This window comes from Bauldia sp., from assembly GCF_965232525.1.
GTDB lineage: Bacteria > Pseudomonadota > Alphaproteobacteria > Rhizobiales > Kaistiaceae > Bauldia.
Genome location: NZ_OZ246980.1, coordinates 2,191,035 through 2,216,312, shown reverse-complemented (window position 1 = coordinate 2,216,312; position 25,278 = coordinate 2,191,035). Strand labels below are relative to the sequence as shown.

At 65.3% G+C, this 25,278-nt stretch carries 23 protein-coding genes and 1 pseudogene; 8 read left to right on the top strand and 16 right to left on the bottom strand.

Going from position 1 to position 25,278, the window contains the following annotated elements:
* Positions 1 to 25 precede the first annotated feature (25 nt).
* Together ACO076_RS10550 and ACO076_RS10545 are read left to right on the top strand one after the other, a co-directional pair.
* Positions 26 to 3,040 (top strand): AsmA family protein, encoded by a 3,015-nt coding sequence (locus ACO076_RS10550; RefSeq protein WP_421722792.1) that lies wholly within the window; start codon positions 26 to 28, stop codon positions 3,038 to 3,040.
* A 51-nt stretch (positions 3,041 to 3,091) separates the two neighbouring features.
* On the top strand, positions 3,092 to 3,310 hold the full coding sequence (locus tag ACO076_RS10545; RefSeq protein ID WP_421722791.1) for a DUF2093 domain-containing protein: 219 nt from the start codon (positions 3,092 to 3,094) through the stop codon (positions 3,308 to 3,310).
* Positions 3,311 to 3,316: 6 nt separating this feature from the next.
* On the opposite strand, the gene lpxK is transcribed toward ACO076_RS10545, so the two are convergent.
* From lpxK to ACO076_RS10515, 6 genes are all read right to left on the bottom strand, one after another.
* Positions 3,317 to 4,234: a tetraacyldisaccharide 4'-kinase gene (gene lpxK / locus ACO076_RS10540; protein ID WP_421722790.1), complete on the bottom strand. Its 918-nt coding sequence runs from the start codon at positions 4,232 to 4,234 to the stop codon at positions 3,317 to 3,319.
* A gap of 98 nt (positions 4,235 to 4,332) precedes the next feature.
* Positions 4,333 to 5,652: a 3-deoxy-D-manno-octulosonic acid transferase gene (locus ACO076_RS10535; protein WP_421722789.1), complete on the bottom strand. Its 1,320-nt coding sequence runs from the start codon at positions 5,650 to 5,652 to the stop codon at positions 4,333 to 4,335.
* A complete protein-coding gene (locus ACO076_RS10530; protein WP_421722788.1) occupies positions 5,645 to 6,460 on the bottom strand; it encodes a lysophospholipid acyltransferase family protein in 816 nt (271 codons plus the stop codon). Before ACO076_RS10530 ends, ACO076_RS10535 begins: the two co-directional genes overlap by 8 nt.
* Positions 6,461 to 6,496: 36 nt before the next feature.
* Entirely contained in the window at positions 6,497 to 6,769 is a 273-nt protein-coding gene (locus ACO076_RS10525) for a DUF4170 domain-containing protein (protein ID WP_421722787.1), read from the bottom strand.
* A gap of 29 nt (positions 6,770 to 6,798) precedes the next feature.
* The gene (locus tag ACO076_RS10520; RefSeq protein WP_421722786.1) at positions 6,799 to 7,584 is read right to left on the bottom strand and encodes a 3'(2'),5'-bisphosphate nucleotidase CysQ; all 786 of its coding nucleotides are present in this window, start codon (positions 7,582 to 7,584) and stop codon (positions 6,799 to 6,801) included.
* Between the two features lie 2 nt (positions 7,585 to 7,586).
* On the bottom strand, positions 7,587 to 8,936 hold the full coding sequence (locus tag ACO076_RS10515; protein ID WP_421722785.1) for a TldD/PmbA family protein: 1,350 nt from the start codon (positions 8,934 to 8,936) through the stop codon (positions 7,587 to 7,589).
* Between the two features lie 144 nt (positions 8,937 to 9,080).
* Between ACO076_RS10515 and ACO076_RS10510 the strand changes: the two genes are divergently transcribed.
* A complete protein-coding gene (locus ACO076_RS10510; protein ID WP_421722784.1) occupies positions 9,081 to 10,505 on the top strand; it encodes an MATE family efflux transporter in 1,425 nt (474 codons plus the stop codon).
* Here ACO076_RS10510 and ACO076_RS10505 read toward each other — a convergent pair.
* The 6 genes and pseudogenes from ACO076_RS10505 to ACO076_RS10480 form a co-directional block, all read right to left on the bottom strand.
* Complete coding sequence (locus tag ACO076_RS10505; RefSeq protein ID WP_421722783.1) at positions 10,488 to 11,333, bottom strand: patatin-like phospholipase family protein; 846 nt, start codon at positions 11,331 to 11,333, stop codon at positions 10,488 to 10,490. The genes ACO076_RS10510 and ACO076_RS10505 overlap by 18 nt on opposite strands.
* On the bottom strand, positions 11,330 to 12,184 hold the full coding sequence (locus ACO076_RS10500) for a patatin-like phospholipase family protein (protein ID WP_421722782.1): 855 nt from the start codon (positions 12,182 to 12,184) through the stop codon (positions 11,330 to 11,332). The genes ACO076_RS10505 and ACO076_RS10500 overlap by 4 nt, the downstream gene beginning before the upstream one ends.
* Before the next feature lie 8 nt (positions 12,185 to 12,192).
* A complete protein-coding gene (locus ACO076_RS10495) occupies positions 12,193 to 13,521 on the bottom strand; it encodes a M16 family metallopeptidase (protein WP_421722781.1) in 1,329 nt (442 codons plus the stop codon).
* Positions 13,521 to 14,879 (bottom strand): M16 family metallopeptidase, encoded by a 1,359-nt coding sequence (locus ACO076_RS10490; RefSeq protein WP_421722780.1) that lies wholly within the window; start codon positions 14,877 to 14,879, stop codon positions 13,521 to 13,523. Before ACO076_RS10490 ends, ACO076_RS10495 begins: the two co-directional genes overlap by 1 nt.
* An 82-nt stretch (positions 14,880 to 14,961) precedes the next feature.
* The gene (gene rsmD, locus ACO076_RS10485) at positions 14,962 to 15,516 is read right to left on the bottom strand and encodes a 16S rRNA (guanine(966)-N(2))-methyltransferase RsmD (RefSeq protein ID WP_421722779.1); all 555 of its coding nucleotides are present in this window, start codon (positions 15,514 to 15,516) and stop codon (positions 14,962 to 14,964) included.
* Between the two features lie 28 nt (positions 15,517 to 15,544).
* A pseudogene (locus tag ACO076_RS10480) lies at positions 15,545 to 16,345 on the bottom strand (pseudouridine synthase); the annotation flags it as partial.
* Positions 16,346 to 16,383: 38 nt separating this feature from the next.
* On the opposite strand from ACO076_RS10480, the gene ACO076_RS10475 reads away from it, so the two are divergent.
* Positions 16,384 to 16,842: a nucleoside deaminase gene (locus ACO076_RS10475; protein WP_421722778.1), complete on the top strand. Its 459-nt coding sequence runs from the start codon at positions 16,384 to 16,386 to the stop codon at positions 16,840 to 16,842.
* A gap of 7 nt (positions 16,843 to 16,849) precedes the next feature.
* On the opposite strand, the gene ACO076_RS10470 is transcribed toward ACO076_RS10475, so the two are convergent.
* The 3 genes from ACO076_RS10470 to ACO076_RS10460 form a co-directional block, all read right to left on the bottom strand.
* Entirely contained in the window at positions 16,850 to 17,554 is a 705-nt protein-coding gene (locus tag ACO076_RS10470; RefSeq protein WP_421722777.1) for a hypothetical protein, read from the bottom strand.
* A gap of 136 nt (positions 17,555 to 17,690) precedes the next feature.
* The gene (locus tag ACO076_RS10465; protein WP_421722776.1) at positions 17,691 to 18,698 is read right to left on the bottom strand and encodes a bifunctional riboflavin kinase/FAD synthetase; all 1,008 of its coding nucleotides are present in this window, start codon (positions 18,696 to 18,698) and stop codon (positions 17,691 to 17,693) included.
* 73 nt (positions 18,699 to 18,771) lie between these two features.
* A complete protein-coding gene (locus tag ACO076_RS10460) occupies positions 18,772 to 19,644 on the bottom strand; it encodes a TIGR01459 family HAD-type hydrolase (RefSeq protein ID WP_421722775.1) in 873 nt (290 codons plus the stop codon).
* A gap of 181 nt (positions 19,645 to 19,825) precedes the next feature.
* On the opposite strand from ACO076_RS10460, the gene ACO076_RS10455 reads away from it, so the two are divergent.
* The 4 genes from ACO076_RS10455 to groL all read left to right on the top strand — a co-directional run bounded on the left by ACO076_RS10455 (position 19,826) and on the right by groL (position 24,073).
* Positions 19,826 to 21,169, top strand: a complete 1,344-nt coding sequence (locus tag ACO076_RS10455; RefSeq protein WP_421722774.1) for a sigma-54 interaction domain-containing protein — start codon at positions 19,826 to 19,828, stop codon at positions 21,167 to 21,169.
* A 152-nt stretch (positions 21,170 to 21,321) separates the two neighbouring features.
* Positions 21,322 to 21,891, top strand: coding sequence for a hypothetical protein (locus ACO076_RS10450; RefSeq protein ID WP_421722773.1), 570 nt, complete (start codon positions 21,322 to 21,324; stop codon positions 21,889 to 21,891).
* Positions 21,892 to 22,069: 178 nt separating this feature from the next.
* A complete protein-coding gene (gene groES / locus ACO076_RS10445) occupies positions 22,070 to 22,384 on the top strand; it encodes a co-chaperone GroES (protein WP_421722772.1) in 315 nt (104 codons plus the stop codon).
* 51 nt (positions 22,385 to 22,435) lie between these two features.
* Positions 22,436 to 24,073: a chaperonin GroEL gene (gene groL, locus ACO076_RS10440; protein WP_421722771.1), complete on the top strand. Its 1,638-nt coding sequence runs from the start codon at positions 22,436 to 22,438 to the stop codon at positions 24,071 to 24,073.
* A gap of 59 nt (positions 24,074 to 24,132) precedes the next feature.
* On the opposite strand, the gene ACO076_RS10435 is transcribed toward groL, so the two are convergent.
* Positions 24,133 to 25,275 (bottom strand): hypothetical protein, encoded by a 1,143-nt coding sequence (locus tag ACO076_RS10435; protein ID WP_421722770.1) that lies wholly within the window; start codon positions 25,273 to 25,275, stop codon positions 24,133 to 24,135.
* Positions 25,276 to 25,278 lie beyond the last annotated feature (3 nt).

The following is a 25,278-nucleotide window of genomic DNA, read 5'->3' as shown; positions in this document are numbered from 1 at the left end:
CCGTGACCGTCGAAGGAAGGTCCCGTTGAGAAAACTGCTGATCGGACTCCTCGCTCTTGTCGTCATCGTTGTCGGCGGACTGCTCGCCTTGCCGCTGTTCATCTCGTCCGACGCGGTGAAGAACGAACTCATTGCCCGCATCGAAGCTGCCACCGGCCAACCGGTCAGGATCGACGGCCCGGTGTCGGTGAGTGTCCTGCCCACCGCCAGCCTGTCGGCGGAGGGGATCGGCTTCGGCGCTGCTGATGGCGGCTCGGAGGCCTTCACGGTCGATTCCGTGGCGTTCGGCTTGAGCCTGATCCCGCTCATCTCCGGTGAGGTCGAGATCGATGCGGTCACCATCGAGCGGCCCCGGATCGTCGTCGCCGTCGATGAAACCGGCGCCACCAACTGGGACCCGGCGCCGGTCGCCGGCGATCCGCAAAGTATCGAGGCGCTGATCGAATCGACCCCAGGTGGCGCCGAGGCACCAGTAGCGGACGCGCTCACCGCTTTGGAGCGTCTCACCATCCGCCGGGTCAACATCGTTGACGGCACCCTCATCTACCAGGACGTCGCCAGCGGCACGACCGAAACCGTCGAGGCGCTCACCCTTGAAGTCTCCATGCCGGAGATGGTGGGCGCCGGCAGCGCCGAGGGTCAGTTCACCTGGGGCGGCCAGACTCACCAGATTGCGCTCAGCGTCGGCGAGCGGCCGGTCACCACGCTGCTCACCAACATACCGGTCGAACTGACCTTGGGGTCGGCGAGTGGCAGCGCCAAGCTGGCCGGCACCGCGCTGACCGACACGGCCCTGTTCACCGGCGGTCTTGAGGCGAGCGGCGACTCGCTCGCTGGCTTCCTCGCCGGTTTCGGTGCGGCCCTGCCCGAGGCACCGGCCTTCGCCGACTTCGAACTCTCCGGATCGGTGGCGATCGACGATGCCAATGTCCTGGTCGAGGCCCTGGAGGGCGAGATCGGCGGCACCGCAGTCGCCGGCGGCATGCGCATGGCCTACGACCGGGCCCGGCCGGGGATCGGCCTTAAGCTGGCGCTCGGCCGCCTCGACACCGCCGCGCTCGCCCCCGCCGAGGAAACCGAAGCGGAAGACGAACCGCTCGATCTTTCCGCCCTCGGCCTGTTCGACCTGAACGCTGACATCACCGCCGCCGAAATCGTTCTCGGTGACGCTACGCTGACCGATCTTGGCGCCGATGTGAGCGTGGCCGGCGGCGTCCTCACCACCACGATCCGATCCGTCACCGTCTCCGGCGCGCCCGGGAACGGCACGATTACCGTCGACGCTCGCGACGCCGTGCCGGCGATCTCCGGCACACTAAGGCTCGACGGCCTCGATGTCGGGGCGCTGGCCGCATTGGCCGGGACACAAGCACCGGTCACCGGCACGGCCGGCCTCGACGTCGCCTTCCGCACCGCCGGCGCTATGCCGGACGCGCTGATAGCCAACCTCGAGGCGAGCGGGTCCGCCTCGCTCACCGACGGCACCGCCACTGGCCTCGAGATCGCCGATTATGTCGGCGGCGATGCGGCCGCCGACCGGATCGACGACATCGACGTCACCGCCCGGTTCGAGTCGCTGGGCTCCCCGGTCAGCCTCGACGGTGCCCTGACCTGGCGCGACGAGCGGTTCACCATCGCCGCGCGCGCCAACGCCAGGGCGCTGGTCGAAGGGGCCGAGTCGGAGGTCTCGCTCAACGCCTCCTCCAATCGCGTCAATTTCGGTTTCGCCGGCGTCGCCAGCGCTGACGGCTTCGGCACCGGTAAGGTGGCGATCGCCACCCCCTCGCTGCGGGACCTGCTCGCCTGGATTGGCCAGCCGATCGCGCCCGGCGGCGGCCTCGCCGCCTTCTCCATCGACGGCACGGTGGCGCTGGCGCCCGATCGCTTCACCTTCGACAAGACCGCGTTTTCGCTGGACGCCTCGCGCGGCATCGGCACCGGCGAGATCGTCTTCGCCGACAAGCCTGAGGTGAAGGCCGGGCTGGCGATGAGCGTCCTTGACGTCACGCCCTATCTCGAGGCCTCCGGCGCCACCACCGACGCCGGCAGTGGCGACGCGGCGATCGATTTCGGCGGACTCGGCGCCGTCGACGCCAGCCTTAACCTCCGCGCCGAATCGATCATCGCCGACACCGTGACCATCGGCCCGTCGGCGCTCACCGTGCAGCTCGCCGGCGGCGCCCTTGAGGCGAGCCTCACCGAGATGGCGCTCTACGAAGGCGCCGGCACGGGCGCGGTGCGGATCGACGGCGCCGGCGGCACGCCGACCGTCGCGGCATCGTTCCAGCTCCAGGACGTCGCCGCCGGACCGTTCCTGACCGACGCGATCGGCTTTCGCCGTGTCGAGGGCCGTGGCGACTTCACCTTCGCGCTCCAGACCGCCGGGGCCAGCCAGTCGGCGCTGCTCACCGGCTTGGCCGGCGATGGCGCGATGGAGATTCGCAACGGCGCGATCCTCGGCATCAACATCCCGGCGATGCTCCAGAACCTCTCCGTCAACACCTTGCTTGGCTGGCGGCCCGGCAACGACCGCACCGACTTCAGCGAGATCAACGCGACCTTCATCATCGCCAACGGGGTGATGACCAACGACGACCTGGTGATGGCCGGACCGGAGTTCGCGTTGAACGGCGCGGGCACCATCGACCTGCCGGCCCAGAGTATCGCCTATAGCGTCAACCCGCAGGTGGCCAATCGGAAGGGCCAGCTCAAGGATTACGGCGTTCCGGTTCGGATCGAGGGCCCGCTCGGCGATCCCAAGATCTATCCGGAGGTCCAGGGCATCATCCAAAATCAGGTTCAGGGCGTCCTGGAAGATCCCGAAGGCGCCCTCGACCAGATCCGCAACGTCGGCGGCGACCTTTTCGGTGGCGGCGACAACAAGAAAGACGAGAAGAAAGCGGACAAGAAGAAGGCCGATCAGGACGGCGGAAAAAAGAAAGACGACAACAAGAAAAAGTCCAAAAAGAAGGACAAGAAGGACGGCGATGAGAAGGAGACGTTGACCGATCAGGTCCTCGACCTCCTGCAGAACCAATGAGACCCGGTTCCGGCTTGCCGTCCAACCGGTCGAGCCACTAGGGTAACTCCCATGAACAGGATCGAACGCCACGGCCGTGGCGGCGAAGCGCGGCTTCGCTATCTCGACGGCGATTTCCAGGTGATGACGCCGGGCACCTTCGTGCGCTGTGCGGTGACCGGTCTCGACATCCCCCTCGACGAGCTCAAATACTGGAGCGTCGAGCGCCAGGAAGCGTATGTCGACGCCCCCTCGTCCCTCGCCCGTAAACTGGAAACCGGCGAGGACTGAGCCGGTTCAGCCGGTCGCGGTCGCCGCCTTGCGGCCAGCCTCCGCGATCATTTCGTCGATGGCCACCGGGTTGTCGAAGTCGAGCGCGACGGGAAACGCTTCCGCCCGCTGGCGAAGGTCGGCGAGCGGCCCGTCCTCACCCGCGAGCCGGACGCGGTCCTTCTCCGTGGTCACCAGCCGCAACCCCTGCCGGTCCGCATCGGCGATCAGCCGAGAGGCGTCCGCCGCGGTGTAGCGGTGGTGATCCGGGAAGGCGGCGGTCTTGATCACGGACACACCGGCGGCGTCGAGGCTTTCGAAGAATTTCGCCGGCCGGCCGATCCCCGCGAAAGCCAGCACCGAGGTATTGCGCCATTTGCTGGCGCGCCGTGGTCTGAGCATCGCCCGCAGTACCGAGCGGCCCTGCCGGGCAGCGGTCCGCACCAGCGGTTCAGCGCGATCGCCATCACCGATTACCAGAAGCGCGTCCGAGCGCTGGAGCTGCACGTCGAGGGGCGCGCGCAACGGGCCGGCGGGCAGGACCAGGCCGTTGCCGCTGCCGGCGCCCGCATCGACACAGACCAGGGTGATGTCCTTCGCAAGCGACGGATTTTGGAACCCGTCATCCATGATGATGAGGTTGATGCCGTGGTCGAGCATAAGCCGAGCCGAGGCGGCACGGTCGCGCCCGACCGCCGTCGGCGCCACGGCCGCCAACAGCAGCGGTTCGTCGCCGACATCCGCCGAACGATGCTCCGCGGTAACCAGCAGCGGACCACGTGCCGAGCCGCCATAGCCCGGCGCCAGAAAGCCCGGCCTGAAACCGAGGTTCCGCGCCCGGTGCGCCAGCGCGATCGCGGTCGGCGTCTTACCGGCACCGCCGACGACGAAGTTGCCGACGCAAATGACCGGAACCGGCGGGCGGAACTTGGCGGACCGCGCCATCCGCCGCGCCGCACTACGCGCCCACATCTTTGAAAGCGGCCAGAGAGCCCGTGCGGCGAGGGTTGGCCGGTCCCGCCACCAGAAGGCAGGCGCCGTCTTCACCGAACCGGTTCGAGCCGCTCGGCGTCGACCGCCCGCCTGTTGGCCAGCAGGGGATGGAGCGCATCCACCGTCCGGTCCAGTGCGCCACCGAAAGGTTCAAGCGCCGCCTGCGCCGTGGAGACGTATTGTTTGCGCAGGTCGGGATCGCCGAGCAATGCCTGCGCCTGCCTGGCGAGCGCATCGGCGTCGGCCACCTGCCCCATCGGCAGCGCCGCGTCGAGGGCTTCGTAAACCTGATGGAAGTTCTGGACGTGAGGTCCATGCAGCACCGCCGTCCCCAGGCCCACCGGCTCGATCGGGTTCTGACCACCATGCGCGATCAGCGATCCACCGACGAAGGCGACCGGTGCAAGCCGGTAGAACAGCCCGAGTTCGCCGAGCGTGTCGGCGACATAAATGTCGGTCTCCGAACCGATCCGTTCGCCGGCGTCCCGACGCGCAACGCGCAGTCCGCGGCTGGCCAGCATCTCAGCGACTTCCACGCCGCGGTGCGGATGGCGCGGCACAATAATCGTAAGAAGTCGCGGCAGCGCTTTCGCCATCGTCGCGTGCGCGCGCGCGATGCTTTCCTCCTCGCCGTGGTGGGTACTAGCCGCCAGCCAAGCCGGCCGGTCGGCGATCTGCGCCGCGAGGTCTTCCATCGCATCTGGAATGACACCGAGGAGCGGCGAATCGAACTTCAGGTTTCCCGAGACCGAGACGTTGGGAACGCCGAGAGACGCATACCGCTCGGCATCCTTCTCCGATTGGGCCAGACAGACGCTGATCCGGGAGAATATCGCGGCGGCGACCTTTTCGTGACGCTTCCAGCCTTCGAAGGAGCGTTGCGATAGTCGGCCGTTGATGACGGTGAGCGGGATCCCCTTCTCTTCAAGCGTGACGATCGCTTCCGGCCACAGTTCCGACTCGACGAACATCGCCATGTCCGGACGCCAGTGGTCGAGAAAGGCGCGAACGTAGCGGCGGATGTCGATCGGCGAGAACTGGTGAACGGCGCCCGGCGGCAGCTTCTCGCTCGCGACCTTGGCGGCAGTCACGGTGATCGTTGTGAAGACGACGGAGCGGCCGGTGGCGGTCAGCCGCCTGATCAGCGGCATGACCGCATTGGTTTCGCCAACGCTCGCCGCATGGATCCAGACGACGGACCCCTCTGGACGAGGGGCCGAGGCCCGGCCGTACCGTTCGCCCAGGCGTGCGCGCACCTCCTTACCGCGCGACACCCGGTACGCCAGCATCAGCGGTGTGAAGGGCCAACCCATGATGCTGCCGAGGGCACGGTAGAGCGTCAGGGCAAGGGGTTTCGGCGCTTCAGGCATTGCCGCCATCGACCATCCGATAGGCGCGTTCGGTCGCCTCGTTGAGCGACGCTTCGACCGCCCGCCGTGCCGACTCCAGCGTCTCAGTGTCAGCGTCGGTCGCCACATCGATCGGCGTTCCGATCGCGCAGACAGCGCGGCTGAACGGCAGGTTGATGGTCGCCCGGTCCCAGCTGGTCACGTCGATCCGACGGCTTGAGGCGTAGGCGAGCGGCAGGATCGGCCGGCCGCTCGCCTTGGCGAGCGCGACGACACCCTTGCCGGCCCGACGCGCGGCGAGATTGGAGATGTCGGCGGTCATCGTTACACAGGCGCCCTCCTCGAGGGCCGCCCGCATCTCCATGAACCCGGCCATGCCGCCCTTCTCCAGCATCCGCGATGGATTGCGCGCTGTGGAACCGCGGATCGTCCTGATGCCCAGTTTCTGCGCGACCAGAGCATTGATCTCGCCGTCGTGATGTCGCGAGATCAGCACCCGCGCGTCGAAATCGAAGATGCGGGCGAACGGCAGCATGAAGTGCTGACCGTGCCACATGGTGAAGATCACTGGTGCTCGGGGAACATAGCGAGCGTAGGCGTCGGGCGGATCGAAGCTGATCGGGCTCGTGCGATTGACGAGGCGCAGATATCCGGCGACGAGCCCGGCGATGGATCGTTGGACGGAAGGGCTTCGCAGCACCCGGGTCGACAGGCGCGGCTTGCGGCGGTTTCGCTTCGCCGCTGGCTGATTTCTCGCGGCGACCGGAGCCGGCGGTTCGGCCGGTTTTGTCCGCGCTTCGGTTTCGGTTCGGTTAAGCGAGTCGACCATTCACCACCCGGATGTCGGAAGCCTAGCTGCCTGATCTCAGGACCCGGTCGCTGGAGCCGAGTCGGTCTCCGGATCGAGCAGGCGATGGAGATGAACGATGAAGTAACGCATCCGCGCATTGTCTACCGTCGCCTGGGCCTTCGCCCTCCAGGCATCGTAAGCGGTGGCGTAGTTCGGAAAGATGCCGACCACGTCGAGCGCCGCCAGGTCGGTGAAGCGAATCCCTTCGATGTCCGCGAGTTCGCCGCCGAAAACGAGATGGAGGAGTTGTGGTGTGGGATTGTTGCCGTCGGTATGTGTATCGGCCATCGCTGCCACCCGGCTCCTTCCGTCCTCGCTCACCGGGCGTCCCCGACAATGTCGACGATTTGCCCGAAAACCTCAGGAACCGAGGCCACGAGCATAGGACGACAGGTGTCCCGTTGATTGTAGCGCAGTAGGTCGCCCGAAAGGTCGGTCAGCCGCGCCCCGGCTTCCTGCACCAAAAGGTCCGCAGCCGCAAGGTCCCAGTCCCGCGAATCGGCGCTGACGATGGCTGCGTCGACTTCACCTTCGGCAACGAATGCAAGGCGATACGCCAGCGAGTTCACGTACTTCCGCCGAATCGGCCCGGTCACCCCCTCGATCCGAGGGATGAACCGCCGCGGTGTGACCCAGCGGGCGTTGGCCAGGGTCTTCGGATGGGCGGCCGCTAGCCTGCCGCCATTCTCGTAAGTGCCACCCTCCGCTGTCGCCCACCATGTTTTCTCGACGGCGGGGGCGATGAGCGTCGCAGCCACGGGCCGGCCCTCGTTCACCACCGCCAGCGAAACCGTCCAATCCTCGCTGCCCCTGACGAACGCCTTGGTGCCATCGATGGGGTCGACCACGAATGCGTGCGATCGCTCGAGGCGATCGGGGTTATCGGCGGACTCCTCCGACAGCCAGCCGTAGTCCGGACGAGCCCCGCACAGCGTGGTCTTCAGGAACTTGTCGACGGCAAGGTCCGCCTCGCTCACCGGCGAGCCGCCGTCCTTGGTCCAGACTTCCGGGTCCTTGCGGAAAAAGGAAAGCGCGATGCGCGCGGCTTCGGCGCCCGCCTCTTTCAGCAGCGCGACATCCCCATCATGGGTCGCGTCGGCCACCGTCAGCGCCCGGCCACCGTCATGCCCTCGATGGCGACGGTCGGCGCATTGGTGGAGAAGCGGTACTCGAGATCGGACGCGGGAGCGAGACGCCGGAACATGTCGGTCAGGTTCCCCGCCACGGTGATCTCACTGACCGGCTCGGCGAGCTTGCCGCCGCGGATCGCAAAACCGGCGGCGCCCCGACTGTAGTCGCCGGTCACCAGATTGGCGCCGTGACCGATCATCTCCGTGATGTAGAGCCCGTCGCCGATCTCCGCCATCAGCGCCTCCGGCGTCTTGGGCCCAGGCAGCAGCGTCAGGTTGGTCGACCCTGGCGACGGGTTGCCGCTGTGCCGCCCCGCGTGACCGTTGGTGGCGAGCCCGAGTTCGCGGGCTGTTGCCGAATCGAGCAACCAGGTGGTCAGCACTCCGTCCTTGATCAGGTCGAGCGCCTCGGGGCGCACCCCCTCGCCGTCGAACGGCCGGGACGCCAGCCCCCGGCGCCGGAACGGATCGTCGGTGATCGTCACGCCGGCATCGAACACCGCCTCGCCCAGTTTTTCCCGGAGGAAGCTGGTCTTCCGGGCGATCGCCGAGCCGTTGATCGCGCCGGCGAGATTGCCGATCAGCCCGGTCGCAACCCGCGGATCGAACACCACCGTCGCCGTGCCGGTATCGTACTGATGCGGATTGAGCCGCCGCACGGTCCGTTCGCCGGCGATCCGCCCGATTTCCTCGGGCGCTGCGAGATCGGCCTTGTGGGTGCGCATGTCGTACCAGTAGTCGCGCTCCATCGCCGTACCGCTGCCGGCGATCGCCGACGCCGACAGGCTGAAACGGGAGGCGAGGTACGAACCGACGAAGCCGTGCGAGGTGGCGAGCACCATGCCGCCGAGCGACCAGCCGGCACTGGCGCCGCCGGAATTGGTGACCCCGTCGACCGCCCGCATCGCGTCTTCCGCGGCGAGCGCCGCCTCGGTCAGTTCGGACGCCGGCGGCACGGTCTCGTCGAGCAGGTCGAGGGCGTCGCTCTCGGTGTCGGTGGCGAGCCGATCGGCGTCGGCGAGGCCGGCGAATTGGTCGTCCGGCGCCACCCGCGCCATCGCTACGGCGCGCTCGGCGAGTTCCGCCGGATCGGCGAGTACATTGGCAGACACCGTGGCGGAGCGCTTGCCAACGAACGCCCGTAGCGTGAAATCGTCGCCCTCCGCCCGCCGGGTCTCCTCGGTCTTGCCGAGCCGCATTTCCACCGACAGCGACACGCCCCGCACGCATATGGTGTCGGCGGCATCGGCGCCGGCTTTGCGGGCCGCCTCGACGAGTTGTGCAGCGCGGTCGGTCAGGTCGGATTGATCGAGAATCTGGGTCATGGGGGCTCCTAGGGCTTCCATCTATGGCCAGCGCGGTTTCGGGGCAAGCGACATCACGTCAATTTGCCCTCACGGTCGGTCCGCGCCATATGAAACGACACCATCGTCGACCGGATCGACCAACCGGCGAACCCAGGGCCATCCATGGCAGAACCCGACGCCGGTCCGGCGCCCGAGAAAGCTCGCTTCGTCACCGGATCGACCATGCGTCACGTGCTGGTCATGGCCGGTGCCGGCGCGGCCGGCCTGGTGGCACTGTTCGCCATCGATTTCATCAACCTGTTCTACATCTCCCTGCTCGGCGATCCGAGCCTCACCGCGGCGGTCGGCTACGCCACCACGCTCCTCTTCTTCTACACCTCCGTCGCCATCGGCGTGATGATCGCCGCCACAGCCCTGGTGGCCAAGGCCCTCGGCCGTGAAGACCGGCAGGGTGCCCGCGAGCTCGCCGGCTCCTCCATCGTCTGGATGCTGGTGATCACCGGCGGCGCGACGCTCGCCACCCTGCCCTTCGTCGACGGCATGGTCCACCTGATCGGCGCCCGCGGCGAGACCCATGCGGTCGCCGCGCTGTTCATGTGGATCGTGATGCCGACCACCCCAATCCTGGCGCTCGGTATGTGCCTCACCGGACTGCTGCGCGCCGTCGGCGACGCCCGCCGGTCGATGTTCACCACTTTGACCTATGGCCTGGTGGTCGCCGCCCTCGATCCACTCCTGATCCTGGCGCTCGGTTGGGGCGTGCCCGGCGCGGCGATCGCCGCGGTCGCCGCCCGCATCGCCATGGTCGCCTATGCCCTCCACGCCCTGCTCGTCCATCACAAGCTCATCGCCCGTCCGACACTGGCCCATACGCTCCGCGATTTCCGCCCGCTCGCAGCGATCGGCGGCCCGGCGATCCTCACCAACATCGCCACCCCGGTCGGCAACGGCTACGTCACCGCCGCCATCGCGCCGTTCGGCGATGAGGCGGTCGCCGGCTGGACGGTGGTCTCGCGGCTGATCCCGGTCGCCTTCGGCGGCCTGTTCGCATTGGCTGGCGCGGTCGGGCCGGTGCTCGCCCAGAACTATGGCGCCGAGGCCTATCACCGCGTCCGAGGCGCCATGAACGATGCGCTGACCGTCAGCACCATCTACGTTGTGGCGGTCTCGGCCCTGCTGCTCGTCGCTCAATCGCTGATCGTCAGCGGTTTCCGGCTGACCGGCGAAGCCGCCGACATCGTCGAGGCGTTCTGCACCTATCTCGCGATCACCTTCGTCTTTGCTGGCGGCCTGTTCGTCTCCAACGCCGCCTTCAACAATCTTGGCTACGCGACGCTATCGACCCTCTTCAACTGGGGTCGCGTGACCCTTGGCGCGGCGCCGTTCATCTGGGTCGGCGGCCAGATCGCCGGCGGCGACGGGGTGGTTGCTGGCTTCATGATCGGCGGCGTCCCGTTCGGCATCGCCGCGATGGTGGTCTGTTACCGGGTGATCGGCCGGCTCGGCGAGGAGCGGCCGCGGCGATCGTTGCGCGCCGCGATTGCGGGGCTGCTGCCGGCCCGGCGCGGTTCAACCGCCAACAACTGACGCTGACAGCGCTCGGTCGAGCAATCGCTTGACCTCGTCCTTGGCCGGCTCGGCCCGCGCCACGATCTTGCGGACTTTCAGAAACTCAAGCACCCGCGCCCCGACCGGCGGGCGAATGAGGATGTCCGGCGGGCGCGATCCACGCATCTTCTCCGCCATCAGCGACTGCATCAGCAGTTGGGTCGCACCGAACATCGCTTCCATCGACCCCGGCAGTCGGTCACCGGACGAGACCGGCCCGCCGACCACGTCGACCGCCATCACCAGATCGACATCGTCTTCGATCAGGTCGAACGGCAGCGGATTGGTGATCCCGCCATCGATCAGCACCCGGCCAGCGAGCCGCACCGGACGGAACACGATTGGCAGCGCGGCCGAAGCGGCGAGCGCCGGATGGAGCGGGCCGGTTTCGAGGCTCGCCGCGTCCCAGCCGTAGAAGTCCGTGGCGACCACCTTCAGCGGAATGCGAAGATCGTCGAACGACAGCGGCAGCCCCTCGGGCAGGAAGGTTTCCATCGTCCGCCGGGCATCGATCTGGCCGATCGCGGGCCCCGCATCGGTGAACCAGTCCTTCACTCGCTTCGGCCTCAGCCGCCATAGCCGTGACAACACCTCGGTACGGTTGGTGAACAGACTGACCGCGTAGTCGCGGATGTCCGCACCGCTCATCCCGGCGGCGTAGCCGGCACCCATGATCGCGCCGATCGACGTGCCGGTGATGATCGACGGCCGCACGCCCATCTCGTCGAGGGCTTCCAGAACCGGGATATGGGCGAAGCCGCGGGCGCCCCCACCGCTCAGAGCCAGCCCGAACCGTTCCACCGTCACGCCGCGGCGTCCTGCCGGCGGAGGGCCGACTCGATTGTCCGCTTGACCGCGTCCTTCGCGGTCGCGCTCTCCTCCATGATCGCGATCGCCTTCGTGAAGTCGAGGATATGCGATGTCGTGGTCGGAAGCCGGATCAGGACGTCCGGCTTCCGGTCCCCCTTGGCCTTCTCCATCATCAGCGCTCGCATCAGCAGCGAGGCGGCGCCAAACAGCGACTCGATCGCCCCGGGCACACGCGACGGTGTGCCGGTCGGTTCTGTGATCACATCGGCGGCGATAACGAAGTCCACGCCCGACAAGCGATCGAACGGGACCGGATTGGACAGACCACCATCGACCAGCACCCGCCCCTCGGCAACCACCGGACGGAACAGCAACGGCACCGCAGCGGAGGCTGCGATCGCCCGGATCAGCGGTCCGCGCTCGATCACCACTTCGTCGCCGGAGTAATAGTCAGTCGCGACCGTCTTGAAGGATATGGGCAGCGCCGACATCGCTTCGGGGACATTGTCCGGCAGAAATGACTCGAGAACGCGTTCGAGATCAGACTGTCCGAGGCCGATGCTTATTTCCCTGATTGCCCTCGGCCTAAGCTGCCACAGGCGACTGATGAACCGCGAACGGTCGCTCAGCAAATCGGTAACGTAATGCCGGATGTCCGCGCCGCTCATGCCCGCGGCGTAGGCGGCGCCGATGACCGCGCCCATCGAGGTCGCCACGATGGCCGTCGGCCTTACCCCCATTTCGTCGAGGGCCTCGAGGACGCTGACGTGGGCGAAGCCCTGCGCAGCGCCCCCGCCGAGGGCGAGGCCGATCGTGGGATCGTTGCCGTCTCGCTGATCCGGCAACATCGGCGACGTCACCCAGTTGGCTGGCCGACGCGGACGATCGTCATGTCGCCCTCACCGAACAGACGCGCAGCCGCGCGGCGAACGTCGTCAATAGTCACCGCCGAGATTAGGTCGTTGCGGCGATCAACATAATCGATCCCCAAATTGTCGAGCTGAATCGCCAGAAGCTGGCTGGCGATCGAGCGGGAGGTATCGAAGCGAAGCGGATACGAGCCGATCAGATAGGCCTTGGCGTCGGCAAGTTCCTGCTCGGTCGGGCCTTCCTTGGCGAAGCGGCTGATTTCGTTCTCGATCAGCGCCACCACTGCATCGGCCTGGTCACTGCGCGTTGAGGTGCTGACGAAGACCAGCCCGCTATTGTCGAGTGGCGCGAGACCGAGCGAAATGGAGTAGGCCAGGCCACGCTCCTCGCGGACTTCTTCGTAGAGGCGCGAGGTGAAGCCGCCGCCGCCGAGAATGTAACTGGCGACCGAGGCGGCAACGAAATCCGGATCGTCCCGCTGCATCCCGTTGCCGGCTAACTGGATCAGGGTCTGGGGGATCGCCATCGGAATATCGATACTGTCGCCGACCTCCGGATCCACGTCGGCAAGCCCAACGCGGTTCGCCTTGGGCGGCAGGTCGCCGAAAACCTCGTCGAGTAGAGGGGCCAGCGATTCAGCGTTGATGGCGCCGACGACGGCGATCTTCAGATTGTCGCGCGCGACGATCTTGCCGAAATAGGTCCGCAGGTCTTCAACGGTGATCGCGGCGACGCTGTCGGCGGTGCCTTCGCTCGGCTGGCCATATGGATGATCGGGGAACAACGCCTTCATAAGCGCCGTGCCGGCTTGTTCACCCGGATCGTTCTCGTCGGCGCGGATATTGGTCAGGATCTGCGCGCGAATACGTTCAACCGGCTCCGGATCGAAGCGCGGCTCGGTCAGTGCCAGCTCGAGCAGCCGGGCCGCCTCGTCTTTGTCTTCGATCAGGGCGCGCACCGACCCGCGGAACGTGTCGCGGCCGGCATCGAACGACAGGCTGATGCTGTTATCGGTGAGCGCCAGTTGAAACGCCTCGCTATCGAGCGGCCCGGCGCCTTCGTCGAGCAGGCCGGAGAGCATGTTGGCGACGCCGGGCTTGTCGGCCGGGTCCTGCGCCGTCCCTCCGACAAAAGCGAACGACATGGCGATCAGCGGCACGGCGTCTTCCTGGACGAGCCAGGCTTCGATGCCGCCCGGGCTCACCACCCGCTCGATCGACGTGGCATTCGCGCTCGAAGAGCCAACCACAGCGGTCGCGACAAGGCCGGCCAGCAGGGCCAACCGGTTGGTCTTGATCGACAGAAGTCCAAGCATCAGGAACGACCCTCCTCGGTGCTGCCGATCAGGTAGCCCGTGACCGATCGTTCTGGGATGAGGTATTTGCGCGCCACTGCGGCAATCTCGTCTGATGTCACCATCTCGACTTCGGCTGGCCAGGCCTGAACGTCTTCGATCGTCTGACCGGCGACCAGTGCCGTGCCGAACACGCGGGCGAGCGATGCATGGCTGTCCTGGGCGAAAATGGCGGCGGCCCGAACCCGGTGTTTGGCCCGTTCGAGTTCTTCGTCGGTGACGCCGTTGGCGGCTATGTCGGCGATTGTGGCTTGGATCTCCGCCATTAGCGTATCGAGGTCGACATCGCCGCGCGGAATGCCGAACACCCAGAATATCGTGTCGCCGAAAGCATTGGCCCGATAATAGACGCTGGCTGCGGTCGCGATACCGTCATCGATAACCAGATCGCCATAGAGGCGGCTGGTCGGACCGGAGCCGAGGATATCGGCGAGGATGTCGAGAGCGACCGCCTCGCCCGGCTCGGCAGTGGCATAGGACGGCGCCAGATAGACGCGCTGAACCATCGGCTGGGTCACGCGCGGATCCTCGTGCGTCACCGTTCGTGCCGCGAGCGGCTCGGGCTCGCGGGGCCGGAACCGTTCGGGCTCGGCCCGCTGCGCTACCTGCCCATAGGTCCCCTCTGCAAGGGTTCGCACCTCGTCCGGCATCACATCGCCGGCGACGATGACGATGGCGTTGCTGGGGGTGTAGAAGCGATCGTAGAATGCCAGCGCATCCTCGCGGTCGAGGGTCGCCATCTCATGGGCCCAGCCGATGATCGGAATACCGTAGCCGCTGTTCTGGAACAGTGTCGAACCGATCGCCTCACTGAGTTGCGACGAGGGCTCATTGTCGGTCCGGGTTCGCCACTCCTCGAGGATGACACCCCGCTCGGTGGCGACTTCCTCATCCGTCAGCACGAGGTTGGCCATACGATCGGCTTCGAACGCCATCATCAGCTCGAGATGCTGCTTGGCGACAGTTTGGTGGTAAACGGTAGCGTCGGCGCTGGTGAAGGCGTTCTCGCGGCCGCCGACCGAGTTGATCATCTCGGAGAACTCGCCGTCCGGATGGTTCTCTGTGCCCTTGAACATGAGATGCTCGAGGAAATGAGCGATCCCGGATTTCCCCGGCGGTTCGTCGGCGGCCCCGACCTTGTACCAGATCATGTGGGTGACGATCGGCGCGCGATGATCGGGAATCACGACGACCTGAAGGCCGTTGTCGAGGAAAAACGATTCGACTTGGTCGGCAAAGGTCGGCGCCGCTATCGCCGCTGAATGGCCGATCGCCCAGGCCAGAACAAAGGGAATGGCGGCCCAGGCTCGTCGGATCATCAGCGTCTTCTCCTGTGGTCGGTCGCGCGTGACGAACCCTCGATATAGGAGAGGCCGAGTGCGAAGGCCAGTTGCCGGATGATTACAATCGCTTAAGAAACACGAGCTGCGACTCGCCGACCGGTCGGGTCTCGCAGACCTCGAGGCCTTCGATCTCGGCGATCTCGGCTGAGCGCCGTTCCTCCAGGATGCACAGCGCCTCCGGTGTCAGCCATCCGCCGCCGAGCGCGGCGCTAAGCGCCCGCTCGCCCAGCCCCTTGGCGTAAGGCGGATCGGCAAACACCAGCGAGAAGGGCGCAAGCCCGCTCAAGGCGCCGAGCCGGGTCGCATCCCGGCGATAGACCTTTGTGGTCCCGGTAGCGCCGACCGTTTCGATGTTGCGGCGAATCAGCCCGCGAGCGGTCGCGTCCTCCTCGACGAACAGGGCGAAGTCCGCCCCCCGCGACAGCGCTTCAAGACCGAGCGCCCCGGTTCCGGCGAACAGATCGAGCACCCGCGCTCCGGTGACCGGATCGCTGTAGCGATGGAGGAGGATATCGAACAACGTCTCGCGGAGACGATCGGAGGTCGGCCGAATCGAAAGCGTCGCGGGCGACACCAGGCGTCGCCCCCGTGTCTCACCGCCGACGATGCGCATTTCGAGGGCGTCGCGGTAGTGTCGGAGGGGGTGTCGCGGGGCGTCGCAGGGGTGCATCGAAGTCGGCCCCGGCCTGTGCTGCGAGCTTGGTGCCGAGCTGATCGCGGAGCACCTTGCCGCGGATTTCGCGCACCGCCCCGGTCTCCAGATCGCCGAGTTGGAACGGACCAAACGACAAACGAATCAATCGGTTAGTGGCAAGGCCCAGATGTTCGAGGATGCGCTTCACCTCCCGGTTCTTGCCCTCGCGCAGCCCAACCGTCAGCCAGGTATTGGCGCCCTGTACCCGGTCGATCGCTGCTTCAACCGGGCCAAAGAGCACACCATCGACCGCGACGCCTTCTCTCAACGATTCCAATGCGTTAGGGTCGACCACGCCGTGCGCCCGGACCCGATATCGACGCAGCCAGCCGGTCGACGGCAGCTCCAAAACCCGCTTCAAACCGCCATCATTGGTGAGCAGCAACAGCCCCTCAGTGTTGATATCGAGCCGCCCAACCGCCATCACTCGCGGCAGATCGTCCGGAAGTGCTTGAAAAACCGTCCGTCTTCCCTCCGGATCGCGCGCCGTGGTCACCAGCCCGCGCGGCTTGTTGTAGAGCCACAAACGCGTGCGTTCCCGTTGCGGCAGCGGCTCCCCGTCCACCGCGATCCGGTCCCCCGGCCCGACATTGCGCGCCGGCGAGGTCAGCACCGAACCGTTGACGCTGACCCGGCCATCAGCGATCCATCGCTCCGCGTCGCGCCGCGAGCAAAGCCCAGCGCGGGCAAGCACTTTGGCGATTCGCTCGCCCTCGGGCGGTGGCTGTGTCGTGGTATCCGAGACCATTGTCGCGCTATAGCAGAGGCATTCCAGCGGGGCGAGAGATGGTAGCCTTGACCGACCCGGAAACGCCGATGGACATTGCGCTTGCGGAAGCCCGCGCGGCGATGGACCGCGGCGAGGTCCCGGTCGGTGCCGCAGTGGTCCTCGACGGCGCGATCATCGCCCGCGACGGCAACCGGACGATTGAGCGCGACGATCCCACCGCCCATGCCGAAATGTTGGTTATCCGCGCCGCTGCCGGCGCCGTCGGGTCACAGCGGCTGACCGGCGCAGACCTCTATGTGACGCTCGAACCGTGCGCAATGTGCGCCGCGGCGATTTCGTTCGCGCGCATTCGACGGCTCTACTTTGGCGCCGACGACCCGAAAAGCGGTGGTGTCGACCACGGTCCTCGGTTTTTCTCGCTCGGTACATGCCACCATGCGCCGGAGGTCTACTCCGGCATCGCGGAGAGCGAATCGGCCGCGCTGTTACGTCGGTTCTTTGCCGAAAGGCGATGAACCGCGATCAGCTGTCGGCAGGGGCCGCGGCTTCCGGGTCCTCTGCTTCAGCCGTTTCGCCGGCCTCCGGCGTCGGCTCGGCCGGCTGAGCCGGCTTCTTCTTCCGGAAGAACTGCCACCATTTCTCATCCTCGGCGGCCGCGAACTCCTCCGGCGCCGTCGGATCGGGGACCCGATAGTTCGCCGGCGGCTCGTCCAGGCGGGTGCGGACCGGATTGCCCTCGGCATCGACGGCGCCCGCCCGTCCGGATTTGGCACGCGCGAACAGCTTCTCCGCCTCGTCTTTCGCCCCTTGCATCTGCCGCCACTGCTCTTCGGCGCTGTTCGGATCCTTGCTGCTCCTACGCACCGTTACGGGCTTCGACGGCAGCCGGAAGCCGGGATCCCTCAGGACATCTTCCTGGGTCTCCGCCGACTTGGCCGGTCGGTTCGCCAGGCGCTGTTTCTCAGCTTCGTCTGGATCGTTCGGCCAGTTCGCGGCCGTCGCGGTTTCGCCGGGTTTGGGCAGCGTGTCGGCCGAGGGCGGCGCCACGATCCCGGGACGCGGGCTGTATTCGATCGGATCGCTTCTGTTGCTGGCGCCGAGGCTCACTAGACCGGTGATATCCTTGACCGTCTGCTTGCCAGGCGTGACGCCCGTCCCATAGGTCGTGCAACCGCCGAGAACGATCGCCATCACCAAAACGCCGGCGGCCGCTCCGTTTTTCGGCATTACCCTGATCATCCCGGCGGTATCCCCCTTCGGTCGCTCCGACCCAACGATTCCCACCAATCGGTGAAGAAATCGGCAAAATTCCGGCGGAACATGCTGAAACACCTACAGGATACAGGTGTTGCCGACAACCAGATCACAATCCAACACCGGCGAGCGCCTCGTCCAACGCGCTCCCGGGCGCTGCAGTCGACAGGATCGCCCGGGCATCGGTGCAATCCTGATGCATCGCGTCGATGAGGGCGTCAACGCTGGGAAATTTGCGTTCTGGCCGGATCCAGCGGTGGAAGCTGACGATGATGTCCTCGCCGTAGAACTCTTGGTCATAGTCGAAAACGAACACTTCAAGGAGCGGCGGCCCGTCGTCGAACTGCGGTCTACGGCCGTAGCTGGCGACGCCGGGGCGCCGGACGCCGTCGTTCCGCGCCAGAGTGACCGCGTAGATGCCATGACGGAGCCGGCAGTTCGTCGCCAGATGCATGTTGGCGGTCGGGAAACCCAACTCGCGCCCACGTTTCTCCCCATGAACGACGGTGCTGATAACGAACCAGCGATAGCCGAGAAGCCGGTTCGCCTGTTCGATATCGCCGGCAGTCAGAGCAGTCCGAATGGCCGAAGAGGACACGCGGGCGCCAGCCTCGTCGGTGACGGGTCCAACCACCGATACGCCGTAACCGAGCCGCTCGCCACCAGCGGCTAGGCGCCCCGCGGTTCCCGCGCGCCCACGGCCAAAGCGAAATCCCTCACCGACGATCACCGAGCGAGCGGCGAGGTCTCCGGCAAGTACGTTCTCTTCGAACGTTTCGGGGTCGAGCTGCGAAAACGCCTTATCGAACCGCGCCGTCACGACTGCATCCACACCGAGAGCAGTCATCAGCCGGGCGCGTGCCGGCGGCGGGGTGAGAACGAACACCGGCTCATCCGGGCGAAAGAACGTCCGCGGATGGGGATCGAAGGTCAGAACAAGTGCTGGCGATCCGCTGCCATGGGCGCTCTCGACGGCACGGCGTATGAGGGCGGCATGACCGCGGTGAACGCCATCAAAGTTGCCGATAGCGACCGCGCCGCCTTTCATCTCCGGTGGCACACCGTCGAGCGGATAGGTGGGAAGGCCGTGTCGCAAGGCTTCGGCGGTGTCAGGCATCATTCAAGGTCCGAGAAACGCGGCGCAACCTGACCGCTCACGCGGAACCGGTCAAGACGGCCACGGGTGCGATCTACCAGGCGAGGTGGGGAATGAACGCCCGAACGCTGAGCCCGGCCTCGTCGAGCGCGCCGGCGACTTTGCTTGCATCCGGGTCCTCGTGCGGACCAAACCGGTCCGCATGAATCCCGGCGGTCACGAAAAGAGCATCGAGGCCGACGTCCGTAGCGCCGCGGAGATCGGTTTCCAGCGAATCGCCAACGACCAGAACGTCATTGCCGGAAACCCCGGTGCCGGCCAGGTCCGAAAACCGCGCGAGAGCCGTATCGAAGATCGGCCGATGCGGTTTGCCGAGGAGGATCGTTTCGCCGCCAAGTTCCCGATAGGCGTCAGCCACGCCCCCGGCACACCAGACCAAGCTGTCGCCACGCTTGATCACCTTGTCGGGATTGGCACACACCATCGGCAAACCGAGATCGAGCCAACGGGCGTAGTGATCAGCGTAGTCCTCGGGCGTTTCGGTCGTATCGTCCGGCAGCCCGGTGCAGGAAACCAACTCGGCGTCGGCGGCATCGACAATTTCGATGTCCAGGCCATCGTAGGTTGGAAGGTCCCGATCCGGACCGAAATGGACGACTTTGAGGCCGGGACGTTCGACAAGAAAGCCTCGTGCAACCCCGCCGGAGGTGATGATGTCATCGAACGTTCTGTCATCGACGCCATGGCGCGCGAATTGCGCCAGCACCTGCTCTTTCGGGCGCGGTGCATTAGTCACGATCACGACATGCCGCCCCGCCGCCCGGCACTTTCGCAGCGCATCGAGCGCCGGCTCGTGAGCCATAACCCCGTTATGGATCACACCCCACGCATCGCAGAGGATGCAGGTGTAGTCGTCAACGATCTCAGAAAGACCGCGGATTCGCGGCGGAGGGCGATTGGCGGTCATGAGGACGGCGGCTACCGGGTCATGGTGGCGGCGTCAACCGGCAAGGCGATGAACAGACCGCATTTCTGAACGGTTCGTTTACCCTATTTCCCGATCATCACGACCGGGCGTGATCGCGCCGAACCAATGCAGGGTCGCGGTGCCAGACCACAATCGACTGCCTCAGCCTATCGATGTCTTCGTGGTCGACCGAGACCCGAGCCAGCGGCGCGTGCTGATCGACATGATCGCGGGTCGGGACGGGAGCCGGTATCGGGTCGCCGGATGCGAGACGCCCAGCGACCTGGCCGCTGCGGGCCGCAGTCTTTCAAAGGCCGTCCTGATTGCGGATGTCGAAACCGTCGGCGGGCCGCACCGCATCGCCGACATCGTGCAGGCAGCGCCCCGGCTGATCGCGACCAGTGCCGCGGGGTCCCTCAATGTCGCGGTCGCCGCGGTGAAGGCGGGTGCTATCGATTTCCTGCCCAAGCCGATCGGCGCTAAGGCCTTGATTGCCGGCCTCGAGACCGCAGTCGCCTCCTGGCAAACGGAACGTCGCAATACGCCGGGGCCCAACGAAACAAAGGTCGAGACAAATGCGACGGATTTCGCCGGCTTTGTCGGCCAGTCCGCCGTGATGCAGGCGATCTACGGGCAGATCCAGCGGATGGCTGGCTCGCGGGCGCCGGTGTTTATAACCGGCGAAAGTGGAACGGGCAAGGAGCTCTGCGCGGCCGCGATTCATGCCGAAGCGGGGCTCGGCCATCGGCCGTTCGTGGCGATCAACTGCAGCGCCATTCCCGCAGAGTTAATCGAGAGCGAGATCTTCGGGCACGTCCGCGGCGCCTTCACCGGGGCGTCCGACGATCGGGCCGGCGCGGCCGAACTCGCGGATGGTGGCACGCTCTTCCTCGACGAAATCGCCGAGATGCATCTGCCGCTTCAGGCCAAGTTGCTGCGCTTCGTCCAGACCGGTCGGTTTCGCCGGGTCGGGGGCACCGACGAAAAGCAGGTCGATGTTCGCGTCGTTTCGGCGACCAACCGGAACCCTCAGGACGAAGTCGATGCCGGACGGTTCCGGGCGGATTTGTTCTATCGGCTGCACGTCCTGCCGATCCATCTGCCCCCCTTGCGAGACCGGCGGGGCGACATCCTGGCGCTGGCCGAGCGCTTTCTGAGACGCTTCGCCGAGGAGGAAGGACGCAGCTTTCGGGATTTTCATCCCGCCGCCGCCGCGACGTTGGAGGCTTGCCCGTGGCCCGGCAATGTCCGCCAACTGGAAAACGTCATTCGCCAGGTCGTCGTGCTCCACGACGGCGGCTTGGTCACCACCGACATGCTGCCCGACAGCCTGCTAGACGTCGCCGTTCCCATGGCCGAAGCCGATGGGCCAATACTTCCGTTTCGCGAGCAGGAACGGCGGATTATCGAAACCGCGCTCGCGGCGTTCGACTGCAACATCCAGCGTGCTGCGGCTGCCCTTCAGATCAATCCTTCGACCATCTACCGCAAGCGACAGGCGTGGCTTGAGCAGGACGTCGCATAGCGTCCGCCTGTTTTTTTAGCTTGACGCTTGTGGAACAAACCGGAATTCAATGATTTGGCTATGATTTTGCTGCGGCGCATCGCTTGATCGGTGAGCGCGCACGACAATCAGGGGGTGAGATGGGTCCGGCAACACTCCGGTCAACCATAAGCTTGGCCATCGGTCTCGTGTTCACGGTACCCGCCGTGTCTGGCGAGATCGTCGACCAGGCGGCGCGGGCTGAAACCCTGTTGTCTCGTGGTTATGCCGCGCCGGCGCTTTCGGCTTTCGACCGTTCAGCCGACGCCTTCTGGGTGCAATCGCCGCTCCAACTCAGCACCGCCGTCTTCGCCGATGCGGTGGAGGGTTACGCCAACTACACGCCACGGTCGGATGCGCCGTTCGAAACCGGCGAAACCATGACCATCTACTTGGAGCCGTTCGGATTTGCCTACATGGCGACCGGCGACGCGTATCAATCAGCCGTCGCCGCCGACATCGAAATTCGCACCCCCGGCGGTCTGATCCTGGCGAAGTCGGACGACTTCGTTCGGCTCGAATGGCAGGGACGAACCCAGCGCCACGAAGTGCACGCGTCGATCGCCCTACCGCTACCGCCGCTCAAGCCCGGCGCTTATCTGATCGAGCTCACCCTGAGGGACGAAAACTCCGACAAGACGGTGATGACCGAACTGCCGTTTTCGATTGCCGAGCAGCCGGCACCGGGTTCAGAAACCGAATAGCCAGATTTCCGCCGCTCGACGCTTTTTGACCGCTCACTACACCGTGATTGCTTGACAAGTAAAAACAGCGTGACTACATCGCCGGCGCGCGCCTAGCACTCACCGGACGAGAGTGCTAGCAATCTATTTGAGGAGCCCGGGAACGGGCCTAACGTCCAGAAGAGGAAGAGAAAACTCCATGAAATTCCGTCCTTTGCACGACCGCGTGGTCGTACGCCGGGTCGAATCCGAGGAGAAGACTGCCGGCGGCATCATCATCCCGGATACAGCTAAGGAAAAGCCCCAGGAAGGCGAGATCATCGCCGTCGGACCGGGCGGCCGCGACGAGACCGGCAAGCTTACGCCGCTCGACGTCAAAGCTGGCGACCGCATCCTGTTCGGCAAGTGGTCCGGCACCGAGGTCAAGATCGACGGTGAGGACCTGCTGATCATGAAGGAATCCGACGTGATGGGTGTCCTTGAAGGCAAGGCCGCGACCCGCAAGGCCGCCTGAAATCACCACCTTCGCCTCATCACATCCTAGACATCAAAGGAAAGACAGCACATGGCTGCGAAAGACGTAAAATTCTCCACGGATGCGCGTGACAAAATGCTGAAAGGCATCGACACGCTCGCCGATGCGGTCAAGGTGACGCTCGGTCCCAAGGGCCGCAACGTCGTCCTCGACAAATCGTTCGGCGCCCCCCGCATCACCAAGGACGGCGTGACCGTCGCCAAGGAAATCGAACTTGACGACAAGTTCGAGAACATGGGCGCCCAGATGGTCCGCGAAGTCGCTTCGAAGACCAACGACGTCGCCGGTGACGGCACCACCACCGCCACGGTTCTCGCCCACACCATCGTCAAGGAAGGTGCCAAGGCGGTTGCCGCGGGCATGAACCCGATGGACCTCAAGCGCGGCATCGACCTCGCCGTCACAGAGGCGGTCGCCGATCTCGGCAAGCGGTCCAAGAAGATCAAGACCTCCCAGGAGATCGCACAGGTCGGGACCATCTCGGCCAATGGCGAGAATGAAATCGGCGCGATGATCGCCGATGCCATGCAGAAGGTCGGCAACGAAGGCGTCATCACGGTCGAGGAAGCCAAGGCGCTCGAGACCGAGCTTGAAGTCGTCGAGGGCATGCAGTTCGACCGTGGCTACTTGTCGCCCTACTTCATCACCAACGCCGACAAGATGGTCACCGAGCTGGAGGACCCCTACATCCTCCTCCACGAGAAGAAGCTCTCCAACCTCCAGGCGATGCTGCCGGTCCTCGAGACCGTCGTTCAGTCGGGCAAGCCGCTCCTGATCATCGCCGAGGACGTCGAGGGCGAGGCACTCGCGACGCTCGTCGTCAACAAGCTGCGTGGTGGCCTCAAGGTCGCGGCCGTCAAGGCGCCGGGCTTCGGCGATCGTCGTAAGGCGATGCTCGAAGACATCGCGGTACTGACCGGCGGTCAGGTGATCTCCGAAGACCTCGGCATCAAGCTCGAGAACGTCACCCTACAGATGCTCGGCCGCGCCAAGCGCGTCAACATCTCCAAGGAGACCTCGACGGTTGTCGACGGCGCCGGCAAGAAGAAGGAGATCGAGGCCCGGATCAACCAGATCAAGGCCCAGATCGAGGAGACCACCTCCGACTACGACCGTGAGAAGCTCCAGGAGCGTCTTGCCAAGCTCGCCGGCGGCGTTGCCGTCCTGCGGGTTGGTGGTGCCACCGAGGTCGAGGTGAAGGAGAAGAAGGACCGCGTCGACGACGCCCTCAACGCCACCCGCGCGGCGGTCGAGGAAGGCATCGTTCCGGGCGGCGGTGTCGCTCTCCTGCGTGCCAAGAAGACGGTCGGCAAGCTGTCGTCCGACAATCCGGACGTCCAGGCCGGCATCAACATCGTGCTCCGGGCGCTCGAGACCCCGATCCGCCAGATTGTCGAGAACGCTGGTGTCGAGGGCTCGATCGTCGTCGCCAAGGTGCTGGAGAACAAGGCCGACGCCTACGGCTTCGACGCCCAGACCGAGCAGTACAAGGACCTGGTGTCGACCGGTATCATCGACCCGACCAAGGTCGTCCGCACTGCTCTGCAGGACGCGGCTTCGGTCGCCGGCCTGCTGGTCACCACCGAGGCGATGGTCGCCGAGCTTCCGAAGAAAGAAGCTCCGCCCGCCATGCCTCCGGGTGGCGGCATGGGTGGCATGGACTTCTAAGGTCCCGTCATCATCGCATAAGATCGAAAGGCCGCCTTCGGGCGGCCTTTCTTTTTGTGTCAATCCACGACGCTCGCCGTTTCCTGATTGAGTTCACCAGACGAGATGAAGCACAATCGGGCATCGACTCGGCGAGCCTCGCCAGAAAACGGATTCTCCCGCGGAACGAGCGCAGTCTCACCTTCGCCAACAGCGATTATCTGCTCGGGCCGCAAACCCGTTTCCTCCCAGTTGGACGGACGCGCACTTGTTAAGATTGCGTTCTTCACGGCTCTTGCCCGCTTTTCTGTTAGCCTGTCATTGTAAACGACGTCACCGTTTTCACTCGCTCGCCCAATAAGGACGAGGTAGGGCTTGCCCACTAGTTTGCTTCGAATTTGCGCCAACACGATCTCGTCGGTCCACGCTCGGAATACCGCTTCCAGGCTCCGCCAAGACTCCCTTGATGTTCGGTTTGGCAAGAGTTGGTTGTCTTCGGGACCAGCGAGCGTCCACCCCCCGTTTATGAATTGAAGCCCCGATGTATCGCTCCAACGCGGTAGCTCCGGTGAACATCGCTCCCATCGATCACCAGTCGCCCAAGCGTATGAATGGTCTGGAAGATTGACCACTATTGCGGGAGGCTCGGGTGCCTTAGCACCATAAGTCGCTAACAAAACACTCATACCGGCTAGCAACTCCGAAAGAGACTGTCGAAGTTCGGACGATGCCCTGGGGTACTCCCCGTTGATTTGCTCGACCTGCACCGCAATACCGTCAACTACCTTGCGAATGCCTTCAACAGCCTCGACGAGCGGCTGGGAGTGTGGAGATTGCACAGCGGTCAGTGGCTCACAGTATATGAAATCACCATCAACGAAGGTTTCGCGTATATACTGCAGTTCCTCTTCTACGTTACTTGAAGCCGGTCGATTTCTTGCCGTCGGACAAACTGAGGCAATGATCTGTCGGACCGCGGGAATACCCTTCGCTCTAGGCAGAGCGCCCGCCGAGATCCAGCCTTTCACATCTTCTCGTCTGACTACTCGAATAGGATGAATCCCATCCGAAACTTCAGAATCACGGGAAAGGAAGTCGTAGAGAATCAGGTGGTTGCCATAACCCACAATGCGAACCATCGGCCGAAGATAACGCTCTTCAGCCTTCAGCTGCAGAATAACGAGATCTGGCTTTTGGCTCGCCAGAATAACGGCATCTCGCATCGT

Excerpts from the sequence above, each read along its gene's own strand:
- ACO076_RS10460 (WP_421722775.1), bottom strand. The coding sequence starts at position 19,644 with ATGACCGCCAATCGCCCTCCGCCGCGAATCCGCGGTCTTTCTGAGATC.
- ACO076_RS10545 (WP_421722791.1), top strand. The coding sequence starts at position 3,092 with ATGAACAGGATCGAACGCCACGGCCGTGGCGGCGAAGCGCGGCTTCGC.
- ACO076_RS10530 (WP_421722788.1), bottom strand. The coding sequence starts at position 6,460 with ATGGTCGACTCGCTTAACCGAACCGAAACCGAAGCGCGGACAAAACCG.
- ACO076_RS10490 (WP_421722780.1), bottom strand. The coding sequence starts at position 14,879 with ATGATCCGACGAGCCTGGGCCGCCATTCCCTTTGTTCTGGCCTGGGCG.
- ACO076_RS10435 (WP_421722770.1), bottom strand. The coding sequence starts at position 25,275 with ATGCGAGATGCCGTTATTCTGGCGAGCCAAAAGCCAGATCTCGTTATT.
- ACO076_RS10535 (WP_421722789.1), bottom strand. The coding sequence starts at position 5,652 with ATGCCTGAAGCGCCGAAACCCCTTGCCCTGACGCTCTACCGTGCCCTC.
- groES (WP_421722772.1), top strand. The coding sequence starts at position 22,070 with ATGAAATTCCGTCCTTTGCACGACCGCGTGGTCGTACGCCGGGTCGAA.
- ACO076_RS10495 (WP_421722781.1), bottom strand. The coding sequence starts at position 13,521 with ATGCTTGGACTTCTGTCGATCAAGACCAACCGGTTGGCCCTGCTGGCC.
- lpxK (WP_421722790.1), bottom strand. The coding sequence starts at position 4,234 with ATGGCGCGGTCCGCCAAGTTCCGCCCGCCGGTTCCGGTCATTTGCGTC.
- ACO076_RS10500 (WP_421722782.1), bottom strand. The coding sequence starts at position 12,184 with ATGTTGCCGGATCAGCGAGACGGCAACGATCCCACGATCGGCCTCGCC.
- ACO076_RS10510 (WP_421722784.1), top strand. The coding sequence starts at position 9,081 with ATGGCAGAACCCGACGCCGGTCCGGCGCCCGAGAAAGCTCGCTTCGTC.
- groL (WP_421722771.1), top strand. The coding sequence starts at position 22,436 with ATGGCTGCGAAAGACGTAAAATTCTCCACGGATGCGCGTGACAAAATG.
- ACO076_RS10475 (WP_421722778.1), top strand. The coding sequence starts at position 16,384 with ATGGTAGCCTTGACCGACCCGGAAACGCCGATGGACATTGCGCTTGCG.
- ACO076_RS10525 (WP_421722787.1), bottom strand. The coding sequence starts at position 6,769 with ATGGCCGATACACATACCGACGGCAACAATCCCACACCACAACTCCTC.
- ACO076_RS10470 (WP_421722777.1), bottom strand. The coding sequence starts at position 17,554 with ATGCCGAAAAACGGAGCGGCCGCCGGCGTTTTGGTGATGGCGATCGTT.
- rsmD (WP_421722779.1), bottom strand. The coding sequence starts at position 15,516 with ATGCGCATCGTCGGCGGTGAGACACGGGGGCGACGCCTGGTGTCGCCC.
- ACO076_RS10465 (WP_421722776.1), bottom strand. The coding sequence starts at position 18,698 with ATGCCTGACACCGCCGAAGCCTTGCGACACGGCCTTCCCACCTATCCG.
- ACO076_RS10515 (WP_421722785.1), bottom strand. The coding sequence starts at position 8,936 with ATGACCCAGATTCTCGATCAATCCGACCTGACCGACCGCGCTGCACAA.